This window comes from Agromyces bauzanensis, from assembly GCF_014645655.1.
Classification (GTDB): Bacteria; Actinomycetota; Actinomycetes; order Actinomycetales; family Microbacteriaceae; genus Agromyces; species Agromyces bauzanensis.
Genome location: NZ_BMMD01000002.1, coordinates 238,727 through 263,196, shown reverse-complemented (window position 1 = coordinate 263,196; position 24,470 = coordinate 238,727). Strand labels below are relative to the sequence as shown.

The following is a 24,470-nucleotide window of genomic DNA, read 5'->3' as shown; positions in this document are numbered from 1 at the left end:
CTCCTCAGTGGCTGAAGACGTTGATCAGGTGACGGGGCACGAACGCGAGCATCGTGACGACCCAGAGGGCGATGACGATGTAGAACAGCACGCGCTGGTGGCGCGTCGCCCAGGCCCAGAAGTCGACGAGGATGATCCGCAGGCCGTTGAAGGCATGGAACACGATCGCACCGACGAGCGCGACCTCGCCGAGGCCCATGATGGGCGTCTGGTAGGTGCCGATGACCGCGTTGTACGCCTCGGGGCTCACCCGCACGAGCGCCGTGTCCAGCACGTGCACCAGGAGGAAGAAGAAGATCGCGACACCCGTGATGCGATGGAGCACCCACGACCACATCCCCTCGCGGCCGCGATACAGCGTGCCGCCCGGCTTCTGCTTCGCCGGCTTGGCGGGTGCGGTCAGGGTTCCTGCCGAGGTCTCTGGCATGAACAACCCTCCCTGGCTGTGTGAGATGGCCCGTGACAGGCGGGCGTGACGGGCCGAAAGCCCGGTTCAGAGTCTAGTCCCGCGCCGGGAACCGCGTTGCGTCGGCGCGTCCGGTTCTCTCGACGTCGAGATATCCCCGACACGGATGCCCCACCCGCGCGCACCCCGCCGACGCCGGGCCCGGTCGGGGCCGCTATCCTCGAACGCATGTCTGACGTACCCCTTCCGCTCGACGGCTTCTACGCCGTCATCCCGGCCGGCGGCGTCGGCTCCCGGCTCTGGCCGCTCTCCCGCGCCGACGCACCCAAGTTCCTGCACGACCTCACCGGGTCCGGGCAGACCCTCCTCAAGGACACCTGGGATCGCCTCGTGCCCATCGCGGGCGAGCAGCGCATCTTGGTGGTGACCGGGCGAGCGCACCGCGCCGCCGTCGAGATGCAGCTGCCCGCGCTCGCCGACGCGAACATCGTGCTCGAGTCCGAGCCGCGCGACTCCACCGCCGCCATCGGCCTCGCCGCTGCGATCCTCGAGCGGCGCGAGCCCGGCGTCGTGATCGGCTCGTTCGCCGCCGACCACGTGATCTCGGGCGAGGCGTTGTTCCGCTCGGCGGTCCTCGACGCGGTCGCCGCGGCGCGCGCGGGCTACATCGTGACCATCGGCATCACGCCGACCGAGCCCGCCGTCGGCTTCGGTTACATCGAGTGCGGCGGGCCGGTCGCGGTGCCGGGCGCGAAGCTCGTCGAGAAGGTGGCGAACTTCGTCGAGAAGCCCGACCTCGACGCGGCGAGGGGCTACCTCGAGGGCGGCCGCCACCTCTGGAACGCGGGCATGTTCATCGCGAGGGCCTCGACCCTGCTCGACGAGCTCGCGCGCACGAAGCCCGACCTGCATGCGGGCCTCGTCGAACTCGCTGCGGCATGGGACGACCCGGCGACCCGCGGGCCGGCAGTCGATCGGATCTGGCCCAAGCTCGAGAAGATCGCCATCGACTACTCGATCGCGGAGCCCGCCGCCGCCGCGGGCCGGCTCGCAGTGATCCGCGGGCATTTCCAGTGGGACGACGTGGGCGACTTCGCGTCCCTCGCCAAGCTCAACACGGCGGGCAGGTCCGGCGAGCTCGCGATCCTCGGCGAGCATGCCCGCGTGCTCGCCGACACCTCGAGCGGCATCGTGGTGAGCCGGTCGAATCGGGTGATCAGCCTGATCGGCGTGCACGATATCGTTGTGGTGGACACGCCCGACGCGCTCCTCGTGACCACGAGCGAGCACGCCCAGCGGGTCAAGGCGGTCGTCGACGCCCTCCGGCTCGGCGGATCGAACGACGTGCTCTAGGCACGCGAGAGGACGGGGCGGCACATGGTCGGGCGTCGGTGGTTCGGGTACGGGGCGGCATTGGTCGCGGCATCCGTGGCCCTCGCAGGATGCGCGCCCGCGCCCGAAGCCGGCGGGAGCGACGACGCGAGCGAGTCGTGCGTGCGGATGGTCACGAACTCGGGGGGCCTCGAGGACCGCTCGTTCAACCAGGCGAGCTGGGAGGGTCTGCAGGACGCCGAGGACGAGTACGGCATCGACGCCGAGGCGATCGTCTCGACGGGAGAGACCGACCTGGCCCCCAACGTGCAGCAGGCGGTCGACTCGGGCTGCGAGCTCATCGTGACGGTCGGCTGGGAGCTCGCCGACGCGACGCTCACGCAGTCGGAGGCCAACCCCGAGGTCGCGTTCGCCATCGTCGACGAGGTCGTCGAGGCCGACAACGTCAAGCCCGTCGTCTTCGACACCGCACAGGCGTCGTTCCTGGCCGGTTACCTCGCGGCGGGCGTCTCGAAGACCGGGGTCGTGGCGACCTTCGGCGGGGGCAACCAGCCGCCCGTGACCCTCTTCATGGACGGCTTCGTCGACGGCGTCGCGGAGTTCAACCGCGCGCACGGCACCGCGGTGCGCGTGCTCGGGTGGGACAAGGCCGCGCAGGACGGCGCGTTCACGGGCGACTTCGAGGACATCAACAAGGGCAAGGCGCTCTCCGAGAGCCTCATCGACCAGGGCGCGGACGTGATCCTGCCCGTGGCGGGCCAGGTCGGCGAGGGAGCGACCGCCGCCGCCGTCGAACGCGGCGGCGTCTCGGTCGTCTGGGTCGACAGCGACGGCTACGAATCGCTCGCGGAGGAGTTCCGGCCCGTGCTGCTGACGAGCGTGCTGAAGAACACGCAGGACGCCATGGTCGAGATCGTCGGCGCCGTGCTCGACGACGCATTCTCGAGCGAGCCCTACGTCGGCACGCTCGAGAACGGCGGCGTCGAGATCGCGCCGTACCACGACCTTGCGCCGCTCGTGAGCGCCGAGCTCGACGCCGAGATCGACGAGCTGCGCGAACGGATCATCTCCGGCGACCTCGTCGTGGATTCGCCGAGCGCACCCTGAGGGTTGCCGAGTGGGCTCGGCGAAGGAGGCGCTCCGGCGGGACTCGCTTCGAAGGACTCAGCGGGCGGCCGCATTCCTGCTCATATGAGCAGAATGTCGCGTCTTCATAACCATTGCGTGTCCGCTGCCCCGGGGGCCTGAGCGCCCGGGGCAACATTCGGTAACGTGACTGCACGAGTCCCACGGAGGTTGGGGCGAAGTCTTTGGAGGACACAGTGAAGTTCACGACACGGAAGGCCGCCCTCAGCGGTCTTGCCATCTTCGGCGCAGCCGTGCTGCTCGCCGGCTGCGCATCCGCTCCCGAGGAATCGGACGGCGACGGGGGCGAGGCCCTCGACTTCCTGCCCTGCATGGTGTCCGACGCGGGCGGCTTCGACGACAAGTCCTTCAACCAGCTGGGCTTCGAGGGCATCACCAAGGCCGCCGACGAACTCGGCGTCGAGGCGATCACCGTCGAGTCCCAGTCCGAGACCGACTACGCGCCGAACCTCACGAGCCTCGTCGACCAGGGCTGCGACCTGATCGTCACCGTCGGCTTCGCGCTCTCGGCGGCGACCGTCGAGTCGGCGCTCGCGAACCCCGACATCGAGTACGTCATCATCGACGACGCGGCCGACAACGACTTCGACGGCACGGTCGACTCCGAGAACATCAAGCCGATCCTCTTCGATACGGCGCAGGCGGCGTTCCTCGCCGGCTACGCGGCGGCCGACTTCACGACCACCAAGACCGTGGGCACGTTCGGCGGCATGAACTTCCCGACGGTGTCGATCTTCATGGACGGCTTCAAGCAGGGCGTCGACTACTACAACGAGCAGAAGGGCAAGGGCGTCACGGTCCTCGGCTGGGACGGCACCGACGGCCTCTTCACCGGCGGGTTCGAGGCGAACGACACCGCCCGTCAGGTCGCGCAGAGCCTGATCGACCAGAACGTCGACGTGCTCCTGCCCGTCGGCGGCCCGATCTACCAGTCGGCCGCAGCCGCCATCCGCGAGGCCGGCCGTGACATCGCCATGATCGGCGTGGACGCCGACTTCACCGTGACCGACCCGTCGGTCGCCGACCTGATGCTGACCTCGATCCTCAAGGGCATCGACGTAGGTACCTACGAGGCGGTCGTCGCCGCGGGCGAGGGCAACTTCGACCCGACGCCGTTCATCGGCACGCTCGAGAACGAGGGCGTCGGCGTCGCACCGTTCCACGACTACGAGTCGCTGGTCTCCGACACGCTGCAGGGCGAGCTCGACGACCTCGGGGCCGCGATCATCGCGGGCGACATCGAGGTCAAGTCCTACCTCGCCGAGTAAGGACGACGGCACACCCATCGGGGAGGCCGGCTGCAGCCGGCCTCCCCGATCGGCGTTCGGATGCACAACGGCGCGCCACAGCCAACATCTGAGCACGCGGCATCCGACCACTTCGACATTCGCGCAGCATCGCCGACGGATGCGGCACCCTCACTAGGATCGGTGACATGAAGCTCGAACTTCGCGGGATCACGAAGCGATTCGGCAGCTTGGTCGCCAACGACCGCATCGACCTCACTGTGGAGCCGGGCGAGATCCATGCCCTCCTCGGCGAGAACGGCGCGGGCAAGTCGACGCTCATGAACGTGCTCTACGGCCTCTACCAGGCCGACGGCGGCGAGGTGCTCCTCGACGGCGTGGTGCAGCACTTCGAGGGCCCGGGCGACGCCATGGCCGCAGGCATCGGCATGGTGCACCAGCACTTCATGCTCATCCCCGTCTTCACGGTCGCCGAGAACGTCATGCTCGGCAACGAGTCCACCAAGGCGGTCGGGGTGCTCGACCTCGACGCCGCACGTGCGAAGGTCAACGAGATCTCCGCGAGGTTCGGGTTCCACGTCGACCCCGACGCGCTCATCGAGAACCTCCCTGTCGGCATCCAGCAGCGCGTCGAGATCATCAAGGCCCTGTCCCGCGACGCGCACGTCCTCGTCTTCGACGAGCCGACCGCGGTGCTCACCCCGCAGGAGACCGACGAGCTCATGGGCATGATGCGCCGGCTCAAGGAGGCCGGCACGTCCATCGTCTTCATCACCCACAAGCTCCGCGAGGTACGCGAGGTCGCCGACCGCATCACGGTCATCCGGCTCGGCAAGGTGGTCGGCGAGGCCGCTCCCACCGCGACGAACGCCGAACTCGCGTCGATGATGGTCGGCCGCGCGGTCGAGCTCACCGTGCACAAGGAGGAGCCGAAGCTCGGCGAGCCGGCGCTCGTCGTCGAGGGCCTCACCGCCGTCGACCACATCGGCCAGCTCGTCGTCAACGACGTGAGCTTCACGGTGCGGCGGGGCGAGATCCTCGCCGTCGCGGGCGTGCAGGGCAACGGCCAGACCGAGCTCACCGAGGCCCTCCTCGGGTTGCAGCCGCGCGTGCACGGCTCGATCAAGCTCGACGGCGTCGAGCTCACGGGGGCGGGGGTCCGCAAGATCCTCGAGTCCGGCGTCGGGTTCGTGCCCGAGGACCGCAACGAGGACGGCCTCGTCGGTGGGTTCACGATCGCCGAGAACCTCATGCTCGACCGCAGTGAGAGCCCGCCGTTCGTGCGGGCCGGCAACCTCCAGCGCGGCGTCCTGGCCGAGTTCGCCCGGCGCACGATCGAGGAGTTCGACATCCGCGCGCAGGAGCCCGAGGAACTCGTGGAGCAGCTGTCGGGTGGCAACCAGCAGAAGGTCGTGCTCGCCCGGGAGCTCAGCCGGGAGCTGCGGCTCCTCGTCGCGGCCCAGCCGACGCGCGGCGTCGACGTCGGCTCGATCGAGTTCATCCACAAGCGCATCGTCTCGGCTCGCGACCAGGGCGTGCCCGTCGTCGTGGTCTCGACCGAGCTCGACGAGGTCGAGGCGCTCGCCGACCGGATCATGGTCATGTATCGCGGACGCATCGTGGGCATCGTGCCGGGCGGAACGCCGCGCGACGTGCTCGGCCTCATGATGGCCGGAGAAGTCCCCGCAGAAGGAGCCGCCGCATGAGCGACCCGACGATGTCGCGGGGCGATGCGCCCGGCGCGAACCAGCCCGACGCCGACGTCGCGATCGAGGAGCCCGCCGCGGCGTCGCCCGAACAGGGCGCCGCCGCCGAGGATGCGGTCGCGACGGCATCCGGTCCCGGCGGAGGCGGCGAGGTGCCGCCGCCGTCGAAGTGGCTCACGATGCTCAACCAGATCGCGACCGGCAACGCGATCATCTCGGTGCTCGCGGTGCTGCTGGCACTCATCGTCGGCGCGATCATGATCGCGTTCACCGACGAGGGCGTGCAGGAGACGATCGGGTACTTCTTCGCGCGCCCGGGCGACACCTTCGCGGCCATCTGGGATTCGGTGGCTGGGGCGTACTCGGCGTTGTTCCAGGGTTCGATCTACAACTTCCGGCGCGACACGTTCCTCGCCGGCATCCGGCCGCTGACCGAGACGCTCACCTTCGCGACGCCGCTCATCGCGGGCGGCCTCGGCGTCGCGCTCACGTTCCGCGTCGGCATGTTCAACATCGGCGGCCGCGGCCAGATGCTCATCGCGGCATCCGTGGCGGGCTGGATCGCCTTCGGCTTCGACCTGCCGTGGGGCGTGCACATGCTCGTCGCGCTCCTCGGCGGCATCGTCGGCGGAGCGCTCTGGGCCGGCATCGCGGGCGTGCTGAAGGCGCGCACCGGTGCGCACGAGGTGATCCTCACGATCATGCTGAACTACGTCGCGTTCTACCTGGTGTCGTGGATGCTGCGCACGCCGGGCCTGCTCCAGGCGCCCGGGTCGTCGAACCCGAAGACCCCGGCCATGAAGGAGACGGCGGTCTTCCCGTACCTCCTCGGCCCCCAGTACAACCTGCACTTCGGATTCGTCCTCGCCGTGCTCGCGACCGTCCTGGTCTGGTGGATCCTCAGCCGATCGAGCCTCGGCTTCAAGTTCCGCGCGGTCGGCATCAACCCGAACGCCGCGCGCGTGGCCGGCATCAATGTGAAGGGGATGTACGTCTACGCGTTCCTCATCAGCGGCGCGCTCCTGGGCCTCGCCGGCGTGAGCCAGGTGCTCGGCACCGTCACCAGCGGGTTCACGGCGGGCATCGACGCCGGCATCGGGTTCGACGCGATCACGGTGGCGCTGCTCGGGCGCTCGACGCCATGGGGGACCTTCGCAGCCGGCATCCTGTTCGGCGCCTTCAAGGCCGGCGGATTCTCGATGCAGGCGGCCGAGGGCGTCCCGATCGAGATCGTGCTCGTCGTGCAGTCGCTCATCGTGCTGTTCATCGCGGCCCCGCCGCTCGTGCGCACGATCTTCGGCCTGCCCGACCCCGAAGGCCGGAAGAAGCGAACTCGCAAGAACGTCACGAAGGAGGCGAAGGCCCAGTGAGCACCACCGCCGACCAGCGGCCCATCGCGCCGCAGCCCGTCGCGCTGGACACGACGGTCGTGACGAGCTGGAAGGCGCCGATCGCGTTCGGCATCTTCACGCTCCTCCTCCTCGCCCTCGCGGCGTTCGCGCCACAGCCCGGTGACACCACGTACCGGCTCTCGTTGCCGAACGACGTCATCCAGCTGCCCGAGCTCACGGTCCCCGCGATGCCCGCACTGTGGACGGTCGTGGTGCTGCTCGCCGGCGCGACCGCGTACTCGGCGTTCCTCGTGCGCTCGAAGCGACGTGTGCCGCTGTGGCTCGTCGTGGTCTACGCGATCCTGTTCATGTTCGGCTTCCTCACCTGGGCCGGCGCCGGAGCGTCGCTGCCGATGATCGGCCTCCTGTTCGGGTCGCTGAGCCTGGCCGTGCCGCTCATCTTCGGCTCCCTCGCCGGCGTGATCGGCGAGCGGGCGGGCGTCGTGAACATCGCGATCGAGGGCCAGCTGCTCGCCGGCGCCTTCACCGCGGCGGTCGTGGCATCCGTCACCGACCAGCCGTTGCTCGGACTCGTGGCCGCGATGGTCGCGGGCATGCTCGTGGGCATGGTGCTCGCCGCGTTCTCGATCAAGTACTTCGTCGACCAGGTCATCGTCGGTGTGGTGCTGAACGTGCTCGTCGTGGGCCTCACGAGCTTCTTCTACTCGCAGGTGCTCGCCCCGAACGCGGCCACCCTGAACACCCCGCCGCGATTCGATCGCCTGCCGATCCCCGTCCTCAGCGAGATCCCGATCATCGGACCGGTCCTGTTCCGCCAGACGCTCGTCGTGTACCTCATGTACATCGCGGTCGCGCTCGTCTGGTTCGGTCTCTTCAAGACCAGGTGGGGCCTGCGCGTCCGCGCGGTCGGCGAGCATCCGCAGGCCGCCGACACCGTCGGCATCAACGTCAACCGCACCCGGTTCTGGAACGTCGCGCTCGCAGGCTCGATCGCCGGTCTCGGCGGCACCTTCTTCACCATCGGATCGGGCATCGCGTTCAACCGTGAGATGACCGCGGGCGCGGGCTTCATCGCGCTGGCCGCGGTGATCTTCGGCCAGTGGGATCCGATCAAGGCGACGCTCGCCGCGCTGCTGTTCGGCTTCGCCTCGAACCTGCAGAACACGCTCTCGGTCATCGGCTCGCCAGTGCCGAGCGAGTTCATGCTCATGCTGCCGTACGTCGTGACGATCTTCGCCGTCGCCGGCTTCGTCGGGAAGTCGCGCGCACCGGCGGCCGACGGCAAACCGTACATCAAGTCCTGATCGGCGACGAGACGTTCCGATCGACCACGAACCGACTCATCCTGAACGGGGGAGCACCATGACCGAAACGGATGCGATCGACTGGGAGTCACTGCGCGAACGTGCGCGCGAGGCGATGGCGAAGGCATACGTGCCGTACTCCGAGTTCCCCGTCGGCGCCGCCGCGATCGTCGACGACGGCCGCGTCGTCAGCGGCTGCAACGTGGAGAACGCGTCATACGGGGTGACGCTCTGCGCCGAGTGCTCGCTCGTCTCGGCGCTCATCATGTCGGGCGGCGGCAAGCTCGTCGCCTTCACGTGCGTCGACGGCCACGGGGCCACGCTGATGCCCTGCGGCCGCTGCCGGCAGCTGCTCTACGAGCACTCAGCCGAGGACATGCTCCTCGAGACGGTCTCGGGCGTGAGGACCATCGACGAGGTCCTTCCCGACGCGTTCGGCCCGCGCCAGCTCGCCGAGTTCCACGGGGCACGCTCGTGACCGCGGTCGAGTCGTACGACGCCGTCGACCTGATCCGCGCCAAGCGCGACGGCCACGAACTCGAGACCCTCGAGATCGACTGGCTCATCGACGCCTACACGCGCGGGTACGTCGCCGACGAGCAGATGTCGGCCATGACGATGGCGATCTTCCTGAACGGCATGTCGCGCCGCGAGATCCGCGACCTCACCATGGCGATGATCGCATCGGGCGAGCGCATGGACTTCTCGAAGCTCGGCAAGCCGACGAGCGACAAGCACTCCACGGGCGGTGTCGGCGACAAGATCACGCTCCCGCTCATGCCGCTCGTCGCGAGCTTCGGGGTCGCAGTGCCCCAGCTCTCGGGCCGTGGTCTCGGCCACACCGGCGGCACGCTCGACAAGCTGGAGTCGATCCCGGGATGGCGTGCCGACCTCACCAACGACGAGATGTTCGCGCAGCTGCGCGACGTCGGCGGCGTCATCTGCGCCGCCGGCTCGGGGCTCGCGCCGGCCGACAAGAAGCTGTACGCGCTCCGCGACATCACCGGCACCGTCGAGGCGATCCCGCTGATCGCGTCGTCGATCATGTCGAAGAAGATCGCCGAGGGCACCGGCGCGCTCGTGCTCGACGTGAAGTTCGGCTCGGGAGCATTCCTGCAGGACATCGAGCGCTCGCGCGAGCTCGCCCGAACCATGGTCGAGCTCGGCGAGGACGCCGGAGTCGCGACCAGCGCGCTCATCACGAACATGAACGTGCCGCTCGGCCGCACGATCGGCAACGCGAACGAGGTGCGCGAGTCGGTGGAGGTGCTCGCCGGCGGCGGGCCCGCCGATGTCCGCGAGCTCACGCTGGCGCTCGCCCGGGAGATGCTCGCCCTCGCCGGAGTGCGCGACGCCGACGTGGAGTCCGCGCTCGACGACGGCCGCGCCATGGACACGTGGCGCCGGGCCATCCGCGCCCAGGGCGGAGACCCCGACGCCGCCCTGCCGGTCGCCCGGGAGCAGCACGTCGTGACCGCCGACCGCGACGGAGTGCTCGTGGCCCAGGAGGCGCTGCCGTTCGGCATCGCGGCATGGCGTCTGGGCGCCGGTCGCGCTCGCAAGCAGGACCCCGTGCAGCACGCCGCGGGCATCGACCTGCACGCCAAGCCCGGCGAGGCGGTGCGAACGGGCGAGCCGCTCTTCACCCTGCACGCCGACGAGCCCGAGCGTTTCGCCCGTGCGCTGGAGGCCGTCGAGGGTGCGTACCGCATCGGCGACGACGGCGACCCGATCCACGACGGCGGTCCGTTGATCGCCGACCGCATCGGCCGGTGATCGTCGCCGGGCTGCGGTCCGCCATTCCCGAGATCCGGCGTCACCGCCCGCGAAGGGGGGTGCGGCGAGCTTCGAGAATGCCGAGACTTCGCGACGGACGCGCCGCTATCGTTGAGTCGTGAACACGATTCCGACGGAGTATCGCCTCGAGGGCGACGGCACGAACATCCAGGACCTGCCGAAGATCTCGCTGCACGACCACCTCGACGGCGGGCTGCGCCCGCAGACCCTGCTCGAGCTCGCCGATGAGCTCGGGCTCGAGGTGCCCGCGTCCGACGCCGAGGGCCTCGAGACGTGGTTCGCGGAGCAGTCCAACTCCGGTTCGCTCGTGGAGTACCTGAAGACGTTCGACCTCACGACGGCCGTCATGCAGACGCGCGCGGGCCTCACTCGCGTGGCGCGCGAGTTCGTGCAGGACCTCGCCGTCGACGGCGTGATCTACGGTGAGATCCGGTGGGCGCCCGAGCAGCACCTCGCACGCGGCCTCCTCCTCGACGAGGTCGTCGAGGCCGTGCAGGCGGGCATCGAGCAGGGCATCGACGACGCACGGCACCAGGGCCGCGGCATCCGGGCCGGTCAGCTCGTCACGGCCATGCGTCACAACGACCGCAGTCTCGAGATCGCCGAACTCGCGGTGCGTCACCGCGACCGCGGGGTCGTCGGCTTCGACATCGCCGGTCCCGAGGCGGGCTTCCTGCCCAGCCGGCATCGCACCGCGTTCGACTTCCTCGCCGCCCAGTTCGTCCCGGTCACCGTGCACGCGGGGGAGGCCGACGGACTCGACTCCATCCGCAGCGCACTCTTCGACGGCCGGGCGCTTCGGCTCGGCCACGGCGTGCGCATCGCCGAGGACCTCATGATCGAGCGGCAGGACGACGAGAACACCTACGTGTCACTCGGTCCGGTCGCGCAGTGGGTCCGCGACCGTGAGATCGCCCTCGAGACCAGCCCCTCGTCGAATCTGCAGACCGGCGCCATCGCGGCGTGGGGCGATGAGCTCGTCGACCACCCGTTCGACCTCCTCTACCAACTCGGCTTCCGAGTGACGGTGAACGCCGACAACCGCCTGCAGAGCGGCACCAGCCTCACGCGCGAGCTCGCGCTCCTGAGCGACGCCTTCGGCTACGACCTCGAGGACTTCGAGACCTTCCAGCTCAACGCCGCCGCCGCGTCCTTCCTGCCCCTCGATGACCGCGAGGAGCTCGTCGAGCTCATCCAGGACGGCTTCGACCGAGCCTGAACCCGCTCACCGGGCCTCCCCTCTCCGCCGCCTGATCGGATCCGCATGTCCCCGCTGCCGCCGCTTCCCGACAACGCCGTGGTGCTCGGCGTCCAGGTCGCCGACTGGCGCGCCGCGGTGCGCGCGGCGGGCCGGGCGCTCGCCCGCTCGGGTGCCACCCGGGCCGAGTACGCCGACCGCATGGTCGCCGTGATCGAGGAGTTCGGGGCCTACGTGGTGATCGCCCCGGGACTCGCCCTCGCGCACGCACGACCCGGTCCCGACGTCCGGCATGAGGGACTCGCGGTCGTCACCCTCGCCGACCCGGTGGCGTTCGGCCATCCGCACAACGACCCCGTGCGGGTCGTCGTCGGTCTCGCCGTCTCCAGCGCGGAGGAGCACGTGGCATCCGTCGCTCGGCTCGCGAACGCGTTCAACGACCAGCGCATCGTCGGCCGCATCGCCCGCGCGGCATCGCCCGCCGAGGTGCGCGAACTGCTGGGCCTCGAGGCCACCGCCGTCGACGGAGCGGTGGGCGCATGAGGATCGTCGCCGTCTGCGGTGCCGGCACCGGCACCTCCGCGATCCTGCAGGTCAACGCCGAGCGCGCCCTGTCGCGGCTCGGCCTCTCGGCCGACGTGAGCGCGAGCGACCTCGCGAGGGTGGCGGATGCCGCAGCCGACGCCCAGGTGATCCTCACGTCGACCGAGCTCGCCGACGCGGTGCGCGCGGCGATCGGACGAAGCCATGCCGAGATCATCGAGGTCGTCAACTACTTCGACGTCGAGGAGATCGCAGGCAGGCTCGAGGCCTCGCTGGGCTGACGCCGTCCGCGCCGCGGGCTGCGGGAGCGCGTGCGGCGGCCTCCTCAATCCCCGATGAGCTCCCGCATGCCGGCCTCGATGCGGGCCACCGCGTCGGATGCCGCCGCGCGACGCTCCGCGACCGAGCCATCGGTGCCGACCGCGTCGATGTAGACCTTGAGCTTCGGCTCCGTGCCGCTCGGGCGAACCATCACCCGGCCGCCTCCATCGAGCACGATGCGCAGCACGTCCGACGGCGGGAGCGTGCCGAAGCCGTCGGCGAGATCCTCGATCCGCTGCACGCGGATGCCGTCGACGACGGCGGGCGGCTCGGCGCGCAGGCGCGCCATGATCTCGCCGATGCGGGAGAGGTCGGTGACGCGCAGTGAGATCTGCGCGGAGGCGTGGCATCCGAACCGCTCGATGAACTCATCGAGATGATCGGCGACGGTCTTCCCGGCCGCCTTCAGCTCGGCGGCGAGCGAGAGGAACGCGACCGCCGCCGAGATGCCGTCCTTGTCGCGCACGGTCTCGGGGTTCACGAGATAGCCGAGCGCCTCCTCGAATCCGAACACGAGGTCGGGCGCGCGTGAGATCCACTTGAAGCCCGTGAGGGTGGCCTGGAAGTCCAGGTCGTACGCGCGCGCGACGGCTTCCAGTCCGGGCGACGAGACGATCGAGCAGGCGAGCGCGCCGTGGAATCCCCGTGCTGCGCCGGCAGCGGTACGGCGGGCCGCCCGCCAGCCGAGGAGGAGACCGACCTCGTTGCCGGTGAGGCGGCGGTACCCCTCGGTCGAATCCGCGTCGGGGATCGCGACGGCGAGCCGGTCGGCGTCGGGATCGTTCGCGATGACCAGCTCCGCGCCCGACTGACGGGCGCGGGCGAAGCTGAGGTCCATCGCCCCGGGCTCCTCGGGGTTCGGGAACGCGACGGTCGGGAAGGCGGGATCGGGTGAGATCTGGTCGTCGACGACGGCGGGCGCGTCGAACCCGGCGACCGCGAGCACGCGTGCGGTCGTCTCCCACCCGACGCCGTGCATGGCCGTGTACACCACGCGGGGCTGCGCCGACGGGGTGTCGGCGACGAGCGCCGTCTGCCGCACGTACTCGTCGATGACCGCCTCGGGTGCGGTCTCGAAGTCGCCGCGGGGCAGCTGCGGCACCGTCGTCGACTCGGCGACGCGCAGGATGTGCGCGGCGATCTCGGCGTCGGCGGGCGCCACGATCTGCGAGCCCTGGTCGCCGCCGCCGAGATAGACCTTGTACCCGTTGTCGTTCGGCGGGTTGTGCGACGCGGTGACCATGACGCCCGCCGAGGTGCCGAGGTGCCGCACCGCGAACGCGAGCACGGGCGTCGGCAGCATCTGGGGCAGGAGCACGGCGCGCACGCCGGCGCCCGCCATGATCGCCGCCGAGTCGCGGGCGAACACGGCCGAGTTCTTGCGGCCGTCGTAGCCGACCACGACCGACGGCGTCGCGCCGGGCTCGGCGTGCTCGAGCAGGTAGCCGGCCAGGCCGGCGGCGGCCTGCGAAACGAGCACCCGGTTCATCCGGTTCGGGCCCGCGGCGATCTCGCCGCGAAGGCCCGCGGTGCCGAACGCGAGGCGCGTGTCGAAGCGGTCGGCGAGGTCGGCGGATGCCTCGGGGTCGCCCGTGCGGGCGGCCTCCACGAGCGCCGCGAGCTCCGCGCGGGTCTCGGGGTCGGGATCCTGCGCGATCCACGCCTCGGCGAGGGCGACACGCTCGGCGTCGGCGGGGTTCGGCTGCGGCATCCGGTGCCTCCTAGAGTTCGCCGACGATCTTCGCGAGCAGGGCCGAGATCACCGGCTCGGCGGCGCGGCCGGCCTCGAGCACCTCCTCGTGGCTGAGCGGCATCTGCTGGATACCCGCGGCGAGGTTGGTCACGAGCGACATGCCGAGCACCTCCATGCCGGCCTGGCGCGCCGCGATGGCCTCGAGCGCGGTCGACATGCCCACGAGGTGGCCGCCGATGGTCTTCGCCATCTGCACCTCGGCCGGCGTCTCGTACTGCGGGCCGCGGAACTGCACGTACACACCCTCGTCGAAGCTCGGGTCGATCGAGTGGGCGAGGTCGCGCAGGCGCCGCGAGTACAGGTCGGTGAGGTCGACGAACGTGGCGCCCTCGAGCGGCGAAGCGGCGGTCAGGTTGATGTGGTCGCTGATGAGCACGGGCGTGCCGGGCGTCCAGTGCTCCTTGATGCCGCCGGCGCCGTTGGTGAGGATCATCGTCGTCGCCCCGGCAGCCGCCGCGGTGCGCACCGAGTGCACCACGCGCCGCACGCCGTGTCCCTCATAGAAGTGCGTGCGTGCGCCGATCACGAGCGCGCGCCTGCCGCTCGGCAGGGCCACCGACCTGAGCGTGCCGCCGTGGCCCTCGAGCGCCGGGGCCGAGAAGCCCGGCACCTCGGTGGCCGGGAACGTTTGGGTGGTCTCGCCGATCAGCTCGGCGGCGCTGCCCCAGCCGCTGCCGAGGGTGAGCGCGACGTCGTGACGGGCGACGCCGGTGATCTCGGCGATCTTCGCGGCGGCTTCGGCGGCGACGGCGAAGGGATCGGCGTTGGGGTCGTCGAGGGGGTTGGCAGCGTGCATCCCACCACTCTAATGAGCGGTCGGATGCCGCTGCAGCGCGATGCGCGAGCGCGGGCCTGACGCGGTGATGCGACAGAATGTGAGCATGGCCTACGAGTTCGAGCGCACGCAACGGATCGCGGTCCTCGGCGGGGGGCCCGGCGGCTACGAGGCGGCCCTCGCGGGCGCGCAGCTCGGCGCCGAGGTCACCCTCGTCGAGCGGGCGGGCGTCGGCGGCTCGGCCGTGCTCACCGACGTGGTGCCCTCGAAGTCGCTCATCGCCACCGCCGAGGCGTCGAACGCGGTCAAGGAGGCCGCCGACCTCGGCGTGCAGTTCTATGCGAGGGGCGCCCACGACAAGGCCGTGAAGCCCGACGTCGCGATCAACCTCGCCGCCGTGAACAAGCGGCTCCTCGGCCTCGCCGCCCAGCAGTCGGAGGACATGCGCTCGAACCTGCTCGACGCGGGCGTGCGCCTCGTGCAGGGCGAGGGCCGACTCGACGGCTCGAACGCCATCATCGTGGCGACCGCGAGGGGCGGCACCGACTTCGATCGCATCGAGGCGGACACGCTCGTGCTCTCGGTGGGCGCGACGCCGCGCGTGCTGCCCACCGCGGTGCCCGACGGCGAGCGGATCCTCACGTGGACGCAGGTCTACGACCTGCCCGAGATCCCCGAGCACCTCATCGTCGTGGGGTCCGGCGTCACGGGCGCGGAGTTCGCGTCGGCGTATCGGGCCCTCGGCGCGAAGGTCACGCTCATCTCGAGCCGCGACCAGGTGCTGCCCGGTGAGGATGCGGACGCGGCATCCGTCATCGAGAAGGTCTTCAAGCGCAACGGCATGACGGTGCTGAACAAGTCGCGCGCCGCATCGGTCGTGCGCGACGGCGACTCGGTCGTGGCGACGCTCTCGGACGGTCGGGAGGTTCGCGGCAGCCACTGCCTGATGGCGGTCGGGTCGGTGCCGAACACGCGCGACATCGGTCTCGAGGACGCCGGCGTGCAGCTCTCGGAGAGCGGGCACATTCGCGTGAATCGCGTTGCGCGAACGTCGATGCCGAACATCTACGCGGCCGGCGACTGCACGACGTACGTGCCCCTCGCATCGGTCGCGTCGATGCAGGGACGCACCGCGGTGTTCCACGCGATGGGCGACCTCGTGAGCCCGCCCGAGGAGCGCAACATCACCTCGAACATCTTCACGCAGCCCGAGATCGCGACCGTCGGCTGGACGCAGAAGGACATCGAGGAGGGCGTGGTGCCCGGCGTGATCTACAAGCTGCCGCTCGCCTCGAACCCGCGCGCGAAGATGATGGAGATCCGCGACGGCTTCGTGAAGCTCTTCGCGTCGAACGGCTCGGGCGCGATCATCGGTGGCGTCATCGTGGCGCCGAAGGCGTCGGAGCTCATCTTCCCGCTCGCGCTCGCAGTGGAGCACCGTCTCACCGTCGACCAGTTCGCCGAGGCGTTCCCTGTGTACCCGTCGCTGACGGGTTCGCTGACGGATGCCGCGCGCGCCATGCACATCGTGCGCTGAGGCCGTCGCACTCGCTGTCGCGATCGCCGACTGTGTCCTCGCCGGTATCGACGTGAACGGCTCGAGAGACTACGACGCACTGTTCGGGTCGGTCGCGCCGTTGCGTCCGAGGTGCCGCGGCGGGACGCGGAGTGTCGAGCCGAGGGGGCGGGCCGGCCGCTTGTAGGCAACCCAGATATAGGTCGGGACGAGGGGGAGGCCGGCAGCGAGCACCGGTTCGGGGACTCGACGCACCCAGTCGGGCACGACGTCTTCGCCGGCGAACGACTTCGCGTCTGCGAGGACGGGCAGAGTGTAGTCCCAGAGGTCGAAGTCGGCGAACAACCTTCGAAGACCGGGTCTGGTCCGGAAGGTCTCGTAGTACTCGGTGCCCTTGCCGGTTGCACGCATGTAGCGATCCGCGGCGCTCTGCGGCAGCCACGAGAGGAACGGCAGGCGATAATGCGGCTCCATGATCCCGAGCCGGTTGCCGAGTCCGAGGTAGAGCACGCCGCCGGGCTTCAGCACGCGGCGCATCTCGGCGACGAGCGACACGGGATCGACCACGTGCTCGTAGACGTGGTTCAGCACGATCACATCCATGCTCTCGGTTTCGATCGGCAGGTCCTGGCCGTCCGCGAGACGGAACTCCACGCGATCGCCGAACCGCTCGCGCGCCTTCGCAAGCCCGGGCTCGTCGATGTCGACGCCGACGGTGTCGGCCCCGGTCAACGCCAGCTCGTCGGCGATGAACCCAGTGGAGCACCCGACGTCGAGCGCCCTCAGACCCGACAGGTCATCCCGTCCGAGGGCGTGCCCGATCACCGCCAGGATCTTCGCAGCCTTCCGACGCCGCGACTGTTCGTCGAGCATCGCGGCTTGAATCTCCGAGTACGCCGATTGCTGTTCGCGCTTGCCCGCCATGTGGCGACACTAATTGGTCCGCGGGCGGGCGGCAAGTCGACGCGAGCCCGGAGGTCCAACGTCTCCGAGACGCCGGGCACCGCCCACGTGGGAACTCGGCTCAGGCGTCGTTGATCGCGAGGAGCAGGTGGCCGCTCGACACGGTCGAACCCGCCTCTGCGTTGACGAGGCCGATGACGCCGTCCTTGTGGGCGACGATGGGCTGTTCCATCTTCATCGCCTCGAGCACGAGCACGAGGTCGCCCTTGACGACCTTGTCGCCCTCGGCGACCGCGACCTTCACGACGGTCGCTTGCATCGGCGCCTTCACGGCGTCGCCGGTGGCGGTGTCGACCACGTGCGAGGCGGTGCGGCGGCGTGGGGCGGGACCTGCCGTGGCCGTCCCGGTGCCGGATGCCCCACCCACGAGCCGCTTCGGCAGGCTCACCTCGATGCGGCGACCGCCGACCTCGACGACGACGCCCGTGCGGGCGGCCGGATCGGAGGTCTCGGCGATCTCACCCGACCACGGCTCGAGCCCGTTGTCGTACTCGGTCTCGATCCAGCGCGTGTACACCGAGAAGGGCTCGTCGCCCTGGGGCGCGAACGCGGGGTTCCGCACGATGTCGCGGTGGAACGGCAGCACGGTCGGCAGCCCGGCGATCTCGAACTCGTCGAGGGCGCGGCGGGCGCGCTCGAGCGCGTGCGTACGGGTCGCCCCGGTGACGATGAGTTTCGCGAGCAGCGAGTCGAACGCGCCCGAGATCTCGTCGCCGGTGGTCACGCCGGAGTCGATGCGGATGCCGGGGCCGCCCGGGAACCGGAGCTGGTGCACCGGACCGGGCGCGGGCAGGAAGCCATGGCCCGGGTCCTCGCCGTTGATGCGGAACTCGATCGAGTGCCCCGTGGTGACGGGGTCGGGGTAGTCGAGCGCGCCGCCCTCGGCGAGGCGGAACTGCTCGCGCACGAGGTCGAGGCCGGTGACCTCCTCGGAGACCGGGTGCTCGACCTGCAGGCGAGTGTTCACCTCGAGGAACGAGACGGTGCCGTCCTGGCCGATGAGGAACTCGCACGTGCCGGCGCCGACGTAGCCCGCCTCGCGGAGGATCGCCTTCGACGCGTCGTAGAGGAGGCGGTTCTGCTCCTCGGTGAGGAACGGCGCGGGCGCCTCCTCGACGAGCTTCTGGTGCCGGCGCTGCAGCGAGCAGTCGCGAGTGGACACGACGACGACGTTGCCGTGCTCGTCGGCGAGGCACTGGGTCTCGACGTGGCGCGGCCTGTCGAGGTACTTCTCGACGAAGCACTCGCCGCGTCCGAATGCCGCGACGGCCTCGCGGGTGGCCGAGTCGAAGAGCTCGGGCACCTCCTCGCGAGTGCGGGCGACCTTGAGGCCGCGGCCGCCGCCGCCGAAGGCGGCCTTGATCGCCACGGGAAGCCCGTGCACGTCGACGAAGTCGAGCACCTCCGAGGCATCCGCCACCGGGTTGAGGGTTCCCGGCGCCAGCGGTGCGCCGACCTTCTCGGCGACGTGACGCGCGGAGACCTTGTCGCCGAGCCGCTCGATGGCCTCGGGCGACGGGCCGATCCAGATGAGGCCGGCGTCGATGACGGCGCGGGCGAAGTCGGGGTTCTCGGCGAGGAAGCCGTAACCGGGGTGCACGGCATCGGCACCGGAGCGGCGGGCGACCGAGAGCAGCTTGTCGACGACGAGGTAGGTCTCGCCGCTCGTGGAGCCGTCGAGCGCGTAGGCCTCGTCGGCGAGCTTCGCGTGCCGGGCATCCCGATCCTGGTCGGCGTACACTGCGACCGACCCGATCCCGGCGTCGCGGGCGGCGCGGATGACGCGTACGGCGATCTCTCCACGGTTGGCGATGAGGACCTTGGTGATGCGCGGCATGATGCTCAAGCCTATTGGGCGGCCGCGACGGCCCTTTGGGATGCTTCCACAAAAAAGACCTGCGACCCTTGCGGTCGTCGACAATGGCGTCGCCTTTGAAGAGGCGCGTCTGCGCCGTCTCGAAACCGGCTCGCCTGGGTGGCCGTGGCGTCAGCGCCGGTTCCAGAGCGACGGCCACTCGACGCCGAGCTCCCGGACGAGGTCGCGGAGCGTGGACAGCGAGAGGCCCACGACGGTCGACGGGTCGCCCTCGACACGGCGGATGAACGGGCCGCCCAGGCTGTCGATGGTGAACGCGCCCGCGACGAGCAGCGGTTCCTCGGTCGCGATGTAGGCGTCGATCTCGGACTCGTCGAGCGCCGCGAAGCGCACGGTCGCGACATCCGGACGCCCGACGGCGGCGCGCGCCGAGCCGTCGCGGTGGTCGATGAGCCAGTGACCCGACCAGAGGTCGCCGTGCCCGCCGTTCTGCGCGAGCCAGCGCGCCTTCGCGACGTCGGGACGGTACGGCTTGCCGTGCAGCGCGCCGCCGGTGAGGAACGCCGAGTCGCCGCCGAGGATGAGCCCGTCGATGGGCTCCCCGTCGACGGCGGTGCCGACGATCGCCTCGGCCTTCGCCCGTGCGAGCACCTGCACCAGGTCGGCGGGTTCGAGCGGACCGGATGCCGCCTCCCGCGCCGCGACGACCGCCTCCTCGTCGACGCCCGGCGCGACCGCGACCGGCTCGATCCCGGACGCCCGGAGCGTCTGCAGGCGGGCGGGGGAGGTCGAGGCGAGGTAGAGGCGCACCCTCCCATCCTGCCGCCTGCCGCGCGGGCTGTGGAATGCTCGAAGCATGGCAGAGCCCCGTCGACCCCGCCGCCCCGCCGCCAGGAGGCGCAGCGCGCCGCGCGGCCCAGCGCGGCCGGCGCAGGCTCACCACCCGCAACCCGCCGTCGACGGACCCGTCATCGAGCTCGAGGTCGAGCGGGTCGCCCACGGCGGCGTCTTCGTCGCCCACCACGAGGGACGCGTCGTGTTCGTCGCCGACGCGATCCCCGGCGAGCGGGTCGTCGCCCGCGTCACCGACGTGCAGCACGACCGGTACTGGCGCGCCGAGACGCTCGAGGTGCTGCGCGCGTCGGCCGACCGGCGGCCGCACGTGTGGCCCGAGGCATCCGTCGAGCGGGCGCCTGAGCAGAGGGCGGGCGGCGCCGAGTTCGGGCACATCCGGGTGGATCGCCAGCGCGACCTCAAGGCCGAGGTGCTCCGCGACGCGCTCGCGCGCATGGGCGGGGTCGAGCTCGACACGCCCGTGCGCCCCGTCGATCCGGCACTCGCCCTCGGCGCGTCGCTCGACCTCGGCACGGGCTACCGCACGCGGATGCGGCTGCACGTGGCCGGTGACGGCACGGTCGGACCCTACGCGGCCCGCAGCCACACGGTCGTGCCCGTGGCATCCGTGCCGCTCGCCGTGCCCGAGCTCGCGCGCATCGCTCCGATCGCCGAGCGTTTCCCGGGCGCGCGCGCCGTTGACCTGGTGGCGCCGAGCGTCGGGGATCCCGAGGTCGTGGTCGTCACGGGCGAGCGGATGCCGCGAGCCGCCCGTCCGACGATCGAGGAGCGGGTCGGCGACCGCCGGTTCCGCCTCGACCGCGACGGGTTCTGGCAGGTGCATCGCGGCGCGGCTGCGACGCTGACGCGGGCCGTGCAGGAACTCGTGGACGCCGACCTGTTCGACCCGCGCGCCGCCAACCTCGACCTGTACGGAGGCGTCGGCCTGCTCGCGGCCGCGATCGGCGACCGCTTCGGCGAGACGGTGCGCATCACCTCGGTCGAGTCCGACGCGCGCGCGACCGAGCACGCGGGGGCGAACCTCGCGGACTGGGTCGGCGCGCGGGCGGTCACCGTCAGGGTCGACCGCTTCCTCGACGACCTCGCCGCGGAAGCGGGGAACGGGGCGCTGGCCGCGGACCGGGCGCGGTTCCGCGACGCGACGGTCGTGCTCGACCCGCCGCGGTCGGGAGCGGGCCGCCACGTCATCGAGCGGCTCGCCGAGCTGGCGCCGCGGCAGCTGGTCTACGTGGCGTGCGACCCGGTGGCGCTCGCGCGCGACGTCGGGCTCCTGCGGGAACGCGGCTACGAGCTCGTGGAGGTGCGGGCGTTCGATCTCTTCCCGAACACGCACCACGTCGAGGCCGTGGCGAGACTCACCGCTATCGTGTGACTGACGGGAAGGGGGACACGTGTCGGAAGCTGACGGGACGGATGCCGCCGCGACCGTGGCGATCGTCGACGATCACGAGGCCGTGCGACTCGGATTGCGCGCCGCCTGCCGTGACGCCGGCTACGAGGTGGTGGCCGAGACGGCCAACGTCCCCGAGCTGCTCGGGGCGCTCGGCGGATCGTCATGCGACGTCGTCGTGCTCGACCTGTCGCTCGGTGACGGGTCGAGCGTCACCGAGAACGTACGGGCGGTGCTCGACACCGGCAGTGCCGTGCTCGTGCACAGCATCGCCGACCGCGTCGCCGCCGTGCGCGAGGCGCTCGCGGCCGGTGCCGCGGGGGTCGTCCCCAAGGCCTCGCCCATGTCGACCGTGATCGCCGCGATCGCGACCGTCGCGAAGGGCGAGGTGCTGAACAACGTCGAGTGGGCGAGCGCGATCGAGGCCGACCGCGAGTTCGCAAAGGCCCAGCTCGGCCGTCGCGAACGCGACGTGCTGCACCTCTACGCGTCAGGACTCCCGCTCAAGCTGGTGGCCATGCAGCTGGGAATCGCGCACTCCACCGCACGCGAGTACCTCGACCGCGTCAGGGCGAAGTACATCGAGGTCGGGCGCCCGGCGCCCACGAAGGTCGACCTGCTGCGCAGGGCGGTCGAGGACGGCATCCTGCCGGGGCTCGACGGTGAAGGCGGGGATGCCCGCCGCTGAGTGGCGGGTTCCGCGGCTCAGCACGAGGCGAGCCGCCGTCACCCGCGCGCAGGTCGAGACGGTCTCGGGTCGCGCACTCGGGTTGTTCGGCCTCGTGTTCGGCGCGCAGACGCTGCCGGTCGCGTTGGAGCAGTCGTCCGCGCTCGTCGACGGCGCCGGCGTCGCGATGATGGCGATCCTGTACGGCGCGCTCGTCGTGCTCGCGGTCGCGAGCGTCGCGAAGGTCGCCGTGCGCCGCGCGGCGCTCACGTTCGCCGCGCTCTACGCGGTCGCGCTCGCCGCATGGCCGTTCCTCATCGAGGATCCGGCGGCACTCGACGGCGGGACGCCGTGGCTGTACTACATCTGCACCGTCGCGACGGCCGCCGCCGTGGTGGCCGTGCCCGCCTCGGTGGCGACGGGGTACACGGTCGTCGTGCCGGCGATGTACGGCGTCATCCGGCTGCTGCCCGCCGGCGGCGGCGCGGTGCCGCTCCTCGCGGTGCTCGACGCCATGTACGCCGTCATCCTGGGCGTCGCGGTGCTCATCATCGTCACGATGCTGCGTCAGGCCGCTGAGGCCGTCGACGGTGCCCAGGATGCCGCGCTGCAGCGCTACGACGTCGCCGCACGCCAGCATGCCACCGAGAGCGAGCGCGTGAAGGTGGACGCGCTCGTGCACGACAGCGTGCTCACCACCCTCCTCTCGGCGGCGGCCGCGGAATCGCCCGACGAGCGGGCGCTCGCGGCGAGGATGGCGCGCGACGCCGTCAAGCGGCTCGACGAGGCCGGCGCCTCGGGTCCGCGCGCGCTGGAACGGGTCGGGCTGCCCGTGCTCGTGCGGCGCCTGCGGGCGGCCCTCACGACCTTCGCGGCGCCCTTCACCGTGCGGGTCGTGAACGCAGGCGGCGTGGAACTCCCGGTGGAGGCGGTCGACGCCCTCTACTCGGCGGCGGTGCAGGCGATGGTGAACAGCATGCAGCACGCCGACGAGCCCGGGCGCGGCACGCGTCGGGAGCTGCGTATCCGCGGCGTGCGCGCGGGCGGGTGCGTCATCGAGATCGCCGACAACGGGGTCGGCTTCGCGCGCCACGACGTGCCGGTCGAGCGGCTCGGCCTGCGGGTCTCGATCGAGGAGCGCATGGCCAACGCGGGCGGTGGTGCCGAGATCGAGTCGACCCCCGGGCACGGCACGACCGTGACGATCGCCTGGCCCGTGGGCGCGATGGGCGGCGACGCATGATCGGCGTGCCCCGGTGGCTCCTGCTCGTGCTGGGCGCGCTCTTCTCGACCTACCACGTGGTGCTGGGCATCTACTCGCTCGACGTGCCACGATCGCCATGGCCGACGGTGGTGGCGCTCGCGCTCTACTCCATCGCGACCGTCGCGAGCCTGTGGCCGGTCGAGCGACTGCGCATGCCCGACTGGCTCGCCGCCTTCGACCTGGCCGTCTGCATCGTGCTGCCCCTGCTCGTGACGAGCCAGCTCGACGCCGACGCCGACAACGGGTACGCGACCTGGTACGTCGCGGCCGTCGGCACGCTGATGACGATCGCCGCGGCCCGGCGTCAACTCGTCGTCGCCTGGCTCGGCGTCGTGGCGCTCGCCGTGCAGAGCGTGGCGTGGGCGGGGCCGCTCTCGCTCGGAGCGCTCGGCGTCATCGGCAGCATCGTGTGGGTCGCCATCGCGCACATGCTGACGTCGGCTCTCACCGCCGCGGCGCGTGAGACGCGCCGATACGCGCAGGCAGAGCGTGAGGCGGCGGCGTGGCAGGCCGCGCAGGACGCGCACCTGTTCGAGGGGCGCATGCGCCTGGCCCAGACCAATCGCATCGCGGCGCCGATGCTCCGTCGCATCGCCGACCGGGGCGGCGCGCTCACCGAGGCGCAGCGCCATGAGTGCCGCATGCTCGAGGCGGCCATCCGCGACGAGATCAGGGGACGGATGCTGCTCACCGACGCCGTGCGCGCCGAGGTGCAGCGCGCCCGCGAGCGCGGGACCATCGTCATGCTCCTCGACGAGGGCGGCATCGACGACCTCGACGAGCCCGCGCGGGACCGTGTGCTGTCACGCCTGGCCGAGGCGATCGCCGGCTCAGGGGCGGATCGCATCATCGCCCGCACGGCCGCCGAGGGCTCGCCCGTCGCGGTGACGGTCGTGGGCCTTCGGGAGCCCGAGGCCGGCGGCACGCCGTCCAACGACACCGACAACCTCGAGTTCGAGTTCTGGCTGGAGATCCCCCGGACATGAAGGTGGGGGGCCGATCGATGATCGGCCCCCCAACAAGCCCGAGCCACGGCGACAACCCGAATATCGCCCTGACTCGCCCCCAACGGTCACCGGTTACCCGACCGGTGACGGTGGCGACTCCTGAGGAGTCTGC

The 24,470-nt window shown here is 71.0% G+C and carries 22 protein-coding genes; 16 read left to right on the top strand and 6 right to left on the bottom strand.

Annotation, left to right across the window (positions count from 1 at the left end; genetic code table 11):
• Positions 1 to 4 precede the first annotated feature (4 nt).
• Entirely contained in the window at positions 5 to 427 is a 423-nt protein-coding gene (gene sdhC / locus IEX31_RS03470) for a succinate dehydrogenase, cytochrome b556 subunit (protein WP_188742040.1), read from the bottom strand.
• Between the two features lie 207 nt (positions 428 to 634).
• Here sdhC and IEX31_RS03465 point away from each other — a divergent pair, with 207 nt between their 5' ends.
• The 11 genes from IEX31_RS03465 to IEX31_RS03415 all read left to right on the top strand — a co-directional run bounded on the left by IEX31_RS03465 (position 635) and on the right by IEX31_RS03415 (position 12,312).
• Entirely contained in the window at positions 635 to 1,759 is a 1,125-nt protein-coding gene (locus IEX31_RS03465) for a mannose-1-phosphate guanylyltransferase (protein WP_188742039.1), read from the top strand.
• Between the two features lie 24 nt (positions 1,760 to 1,783).
• Positions 1,784 to 2,845, top strand: coding sequence for a BMP family lipoprotein (locus IEX31_RS03460; protein ID WP_188742038.1), 1,062 nt, complete (start codon positions 1,784 to 1,786; stop codon positions 2,843 to 2,845).
• Positions 2,846 to 3,060: 215 nt separating this feature from the next.
• Complete coding sequence (locus IEX31_RS03455; protein ID WP_188742037.1) at positions 3,061 to 4,152, top strand: BMP family lipoprotein; 1,092 nt, start codon at positions 3,061 to 3,063, stop codon at positions 4,150 to 4,152.
• A 167-nt stretch (positions 4,153 to 4,319) separates the two neighbouring features.
• Positions 4,320 to 5,837 (top strand): ABC transporter ATP-binding protein, encoded by a 1,518-nt coding sequence (locus IEX31_RS03450; RefSeq protein WP_188742036.1) that lies wholly within the window; start codon positions 4,320 to 4,322, stop codon positions 5,835 to 5,837.
• Positions 5,834 to 7,207 carry an ABC transporter permease gene (locus IEX31_RS03445; RefSeq protein ID WP_188742035.1) on the top strand — a complete coding sequence of 458 codons (1,374 nt, stop codon included), beginning with the start codon at positions 5,834 to 5,836 and terminating at the stop codon, positions 7,205 to 7,207. The genes IEX31_RS03450 and IEX31_RS03445 overlap by 4 nt, the downstream gene beginning before the upstream one ends.
• On the top strand, positions 7,204 to 8,493 hold the full coding sequence (locus IEX31_RS03440) for an ABC transporter permease (protein ID WP_188742034.1): 1,290 nt from the start codon (positions 7,204 to 7,206) through the stop codon (positions 8,491 to 8,493). Before IEX31_RS03445 ends, IEX31_RS03440 begins: the two co-directional genes overlap by 4 nt.
• 58 nt (positions 8,494 to 8,551) lie before the next feature.
• The gene (locus IEX31_RS03435; protein ID WP_188742033.1) at positions 8,552 to 8,971 is read left to right on the top strand and encodes a cytidine deaminase; all 420 of its coding nucleotides are present in this window, start codon (positions 8,552 to 8,554) and stop codon (positions 8,969 to 8,971) included.
• Positions 8,968 to 10,269 carry a thymidine phosphorylase gene (locus IEX31_RS03430; protein WP_188742032.1) on the top strand — a complete coding sequence of 434 codons (1,302 nt, stop codon included), beginning with the start codon at positions 8,968 to 8,970 and terminating at the stop codon, positions 10,267 to 10,269. Before IEX31_RS03435 ends, IEX31_RS03430 begins: the two co-directional genes overlap by 4 nt.
• A 118-nt stretch (positions 10,270 to 10,387) precedes the next feature.
• Positions 10,388 to 11,509 carry an adenosine deaminase gene (locus IEX31_RS03425; protein ID WP_229662077.1) on the top strand — a complete coding sequence of 374 codons (1,122 nt, stop codon included), beginning with the start codon at positions 10,388 to 10,390 and terminating at the stop codon, positions 11,507 to 11,509.
• A gap of 45 nt (positions 11,510 to 11,554) precedes the next feature.
• Positions 11,555 to 12,031, top strand: coding sequence for a PTS sugar transporter subunit IIA (locus IEX31_RS03420; protein ID WP_188742031.1), 477 nt, complete (start codon positions 11,555 to 11,557; stop codon positions 12,029 to 12,031).
• Positions 12,028 to 12,312, top strand: coding sequence for a PTS sugar transporter subunit IIB (locus tag IEX31_RS03415; RefSeq protein ID WP_188742030.1), 285 nt, complete (start codon positions 12,028 to 12,030; stop codon positions 12,310 to 12,312). Before IEX31_RS03420 ends, IEX31_RS03415 begins: the two co-directional genes overlap by 4 nt.
• Before the next feature lie 44 nt (positions 12,313 to 12,356).
• Here the strand turns inward: IEX31_RS03415 and IEX31_RS03410 are convergent, their stop codons facing one another.
• Positions 12,357 to 14,063, bottom strand: a complete 1,707-nt coding sequence (locus IEX31_RS03410; RefSeq protein WP_188742029.1) for a phospho-sugar mutase — start codon at positions 14,061 to 14,063, stop codon at positions 12,357 to 12,359.
• Positions 14,064 to 14,073: 10 nt separating this feature from the next.
• The gene (locus IEX31_RS03405) at positions 14,074 to 14,901 is read right to left on the bottom strand and encodes a purine-nucleoside phosphorylase (RefSeq protein WP_188742028.1); all 828 of its coding nucleotides are present in this window, start codon (positions 14,899 to 14,901) and stop codon (positions 14,074 to 14,076) included.
• An 85-nt stretch (positions 14,902 to 14,986) separates the two neighbouring features.
• Between IEX31_RS03405 and IEX31_RS03400 the strand changes: the two genes are divergently transcribed.
• Positions 14,987 to 16,417, top strand: coding sequence for an NAD(P)H-quinone dehydrogenase (locus IEX31_RS03400; protein ID WP_188742027.1), 1,431 nt, complete (start codon positions 14,987 to 14,989; stop codon positions 16,415 to 16,417).
• A gap of 69 nt (positions 16,418 to 16,486) precedes the next feature.
• Here the strand turns inward: IEX31_RS03400 and IEX31_RS03395 are convergent, their stop codons facing one another.
• The 3 genes from IEX31_RS03395 to IEX31_RS03385 all read right to left on the bottom strand — a co-directional run bounded on the left by IEX31_RS03395 (position 16,487) and on the right by IEX31_RS03385 (position 19,985).
• Positions 16,487 to 17,320 carry a class I SAM-dependent methyltransferase gene (locus IEX31_RS03395; RefSeq protein ID WP_188742026.1) on the bottom strand — a complete coding sequence of 278 codons (834 nt, stop codon included), beginning with the start codon at positions 17,318 to 17,320 and terminating at the stop codon, positions 16,487 to 16,489.
• A gap of 100 nt (positions 17,321 to 17,420) precedes the next feature.
• Positions 17,421 to 19,196: an acetyl/propionyl/methylcrotonyl-CoA carboxylase subunit alpha gene (locus tag IEX31_RS03390; protein ID WP_188742025.1), complete on the bottom strand. Its 1,776-nt coding sequence runs from the start codon at positions 19,194 to 19,196 to the stop codon at positions 17,421 to 17,423.
• 150 nt (positions 19,197 to 19,346) lie between these two features.
• On the bottom strand, positions 19,347 to 19,985 hold the full coding sequence (locus IEX31_RS03385; RefSeq protein WP_229662076.1) for a Maf family protein: 639 nt from the start codon (positions 19,983 to 19,985) through the stop codon (positions 19,347 to 19,349).
• A gap of 46 nt (positions 19,986 to 20,031) precedes the next feature.
• Here IEX31_RS03385 and IEX31_RS03380 point away from each other — a divergent pair, with 46 nt between their 5' ends.
• The 4 genes from IEX31_RS03380 to IEX31_RS03365 are packed head-to-tail and all read left to right on the top strand — an operon-like array spanning position 20,032 to position 24,337.
• On the top strand, positions 20,032 to 21,402 hold the full coding sequence (locus tag IEX31_RS03380; RefSeq protein ID WP_188742023.1) for a class I SAM-dependent RNA methyltransferase: 1,371 nt from the start codon (positions 20,032 to 20,034) through the stop codon (positions 21,400 to 21,402).
• Positions 21,403 to 21,421: 19 nt separating this feature from the next.
• Positions 21,422 to 22,108, top strand: a complete 687-nt coding sequence (locus IEX31_RS03375) for a response regulator transcription factor (protein ID WP_188742022.1) — start codon at positions 21,422 to 21,424, stop codon at positions 22,106 to 22,108.
• Positions 22,095 to 23,330: a sensor histidine kinase gene (locus IEX31_RS03370; protein WP_188742021.1), complete on the top strand. Its 1,236-nt coding sequence runs from the start codon at positions 22,095 to 22,097 to the stop codon at positions 23,328 to 23,330. Before IEX31_RS03375 ends, IEX31_RS03370 begins: the two co-directional genes overlap by 14 nt.
• Positions 23,327 to 24,337 carry a DUF8320 family protein gene (locus IEX31_RS03365; RefSeq protein ID WP_188742020.1) on the top strand — a complete coding sequence of 337 codons (1,011 nt, stop codon included), beginning with the start codon at positions 23,327 to 23,329 and terminating at the stop codon, positions 24,335 to 24,337. Before IEX31_RS03370 ends, IEX31_RS03365 begins: the two co-directional genes overlap by 4 nt.
• Positions 24,338 to 24,470 lie beyond the last annotated feature (133 nt).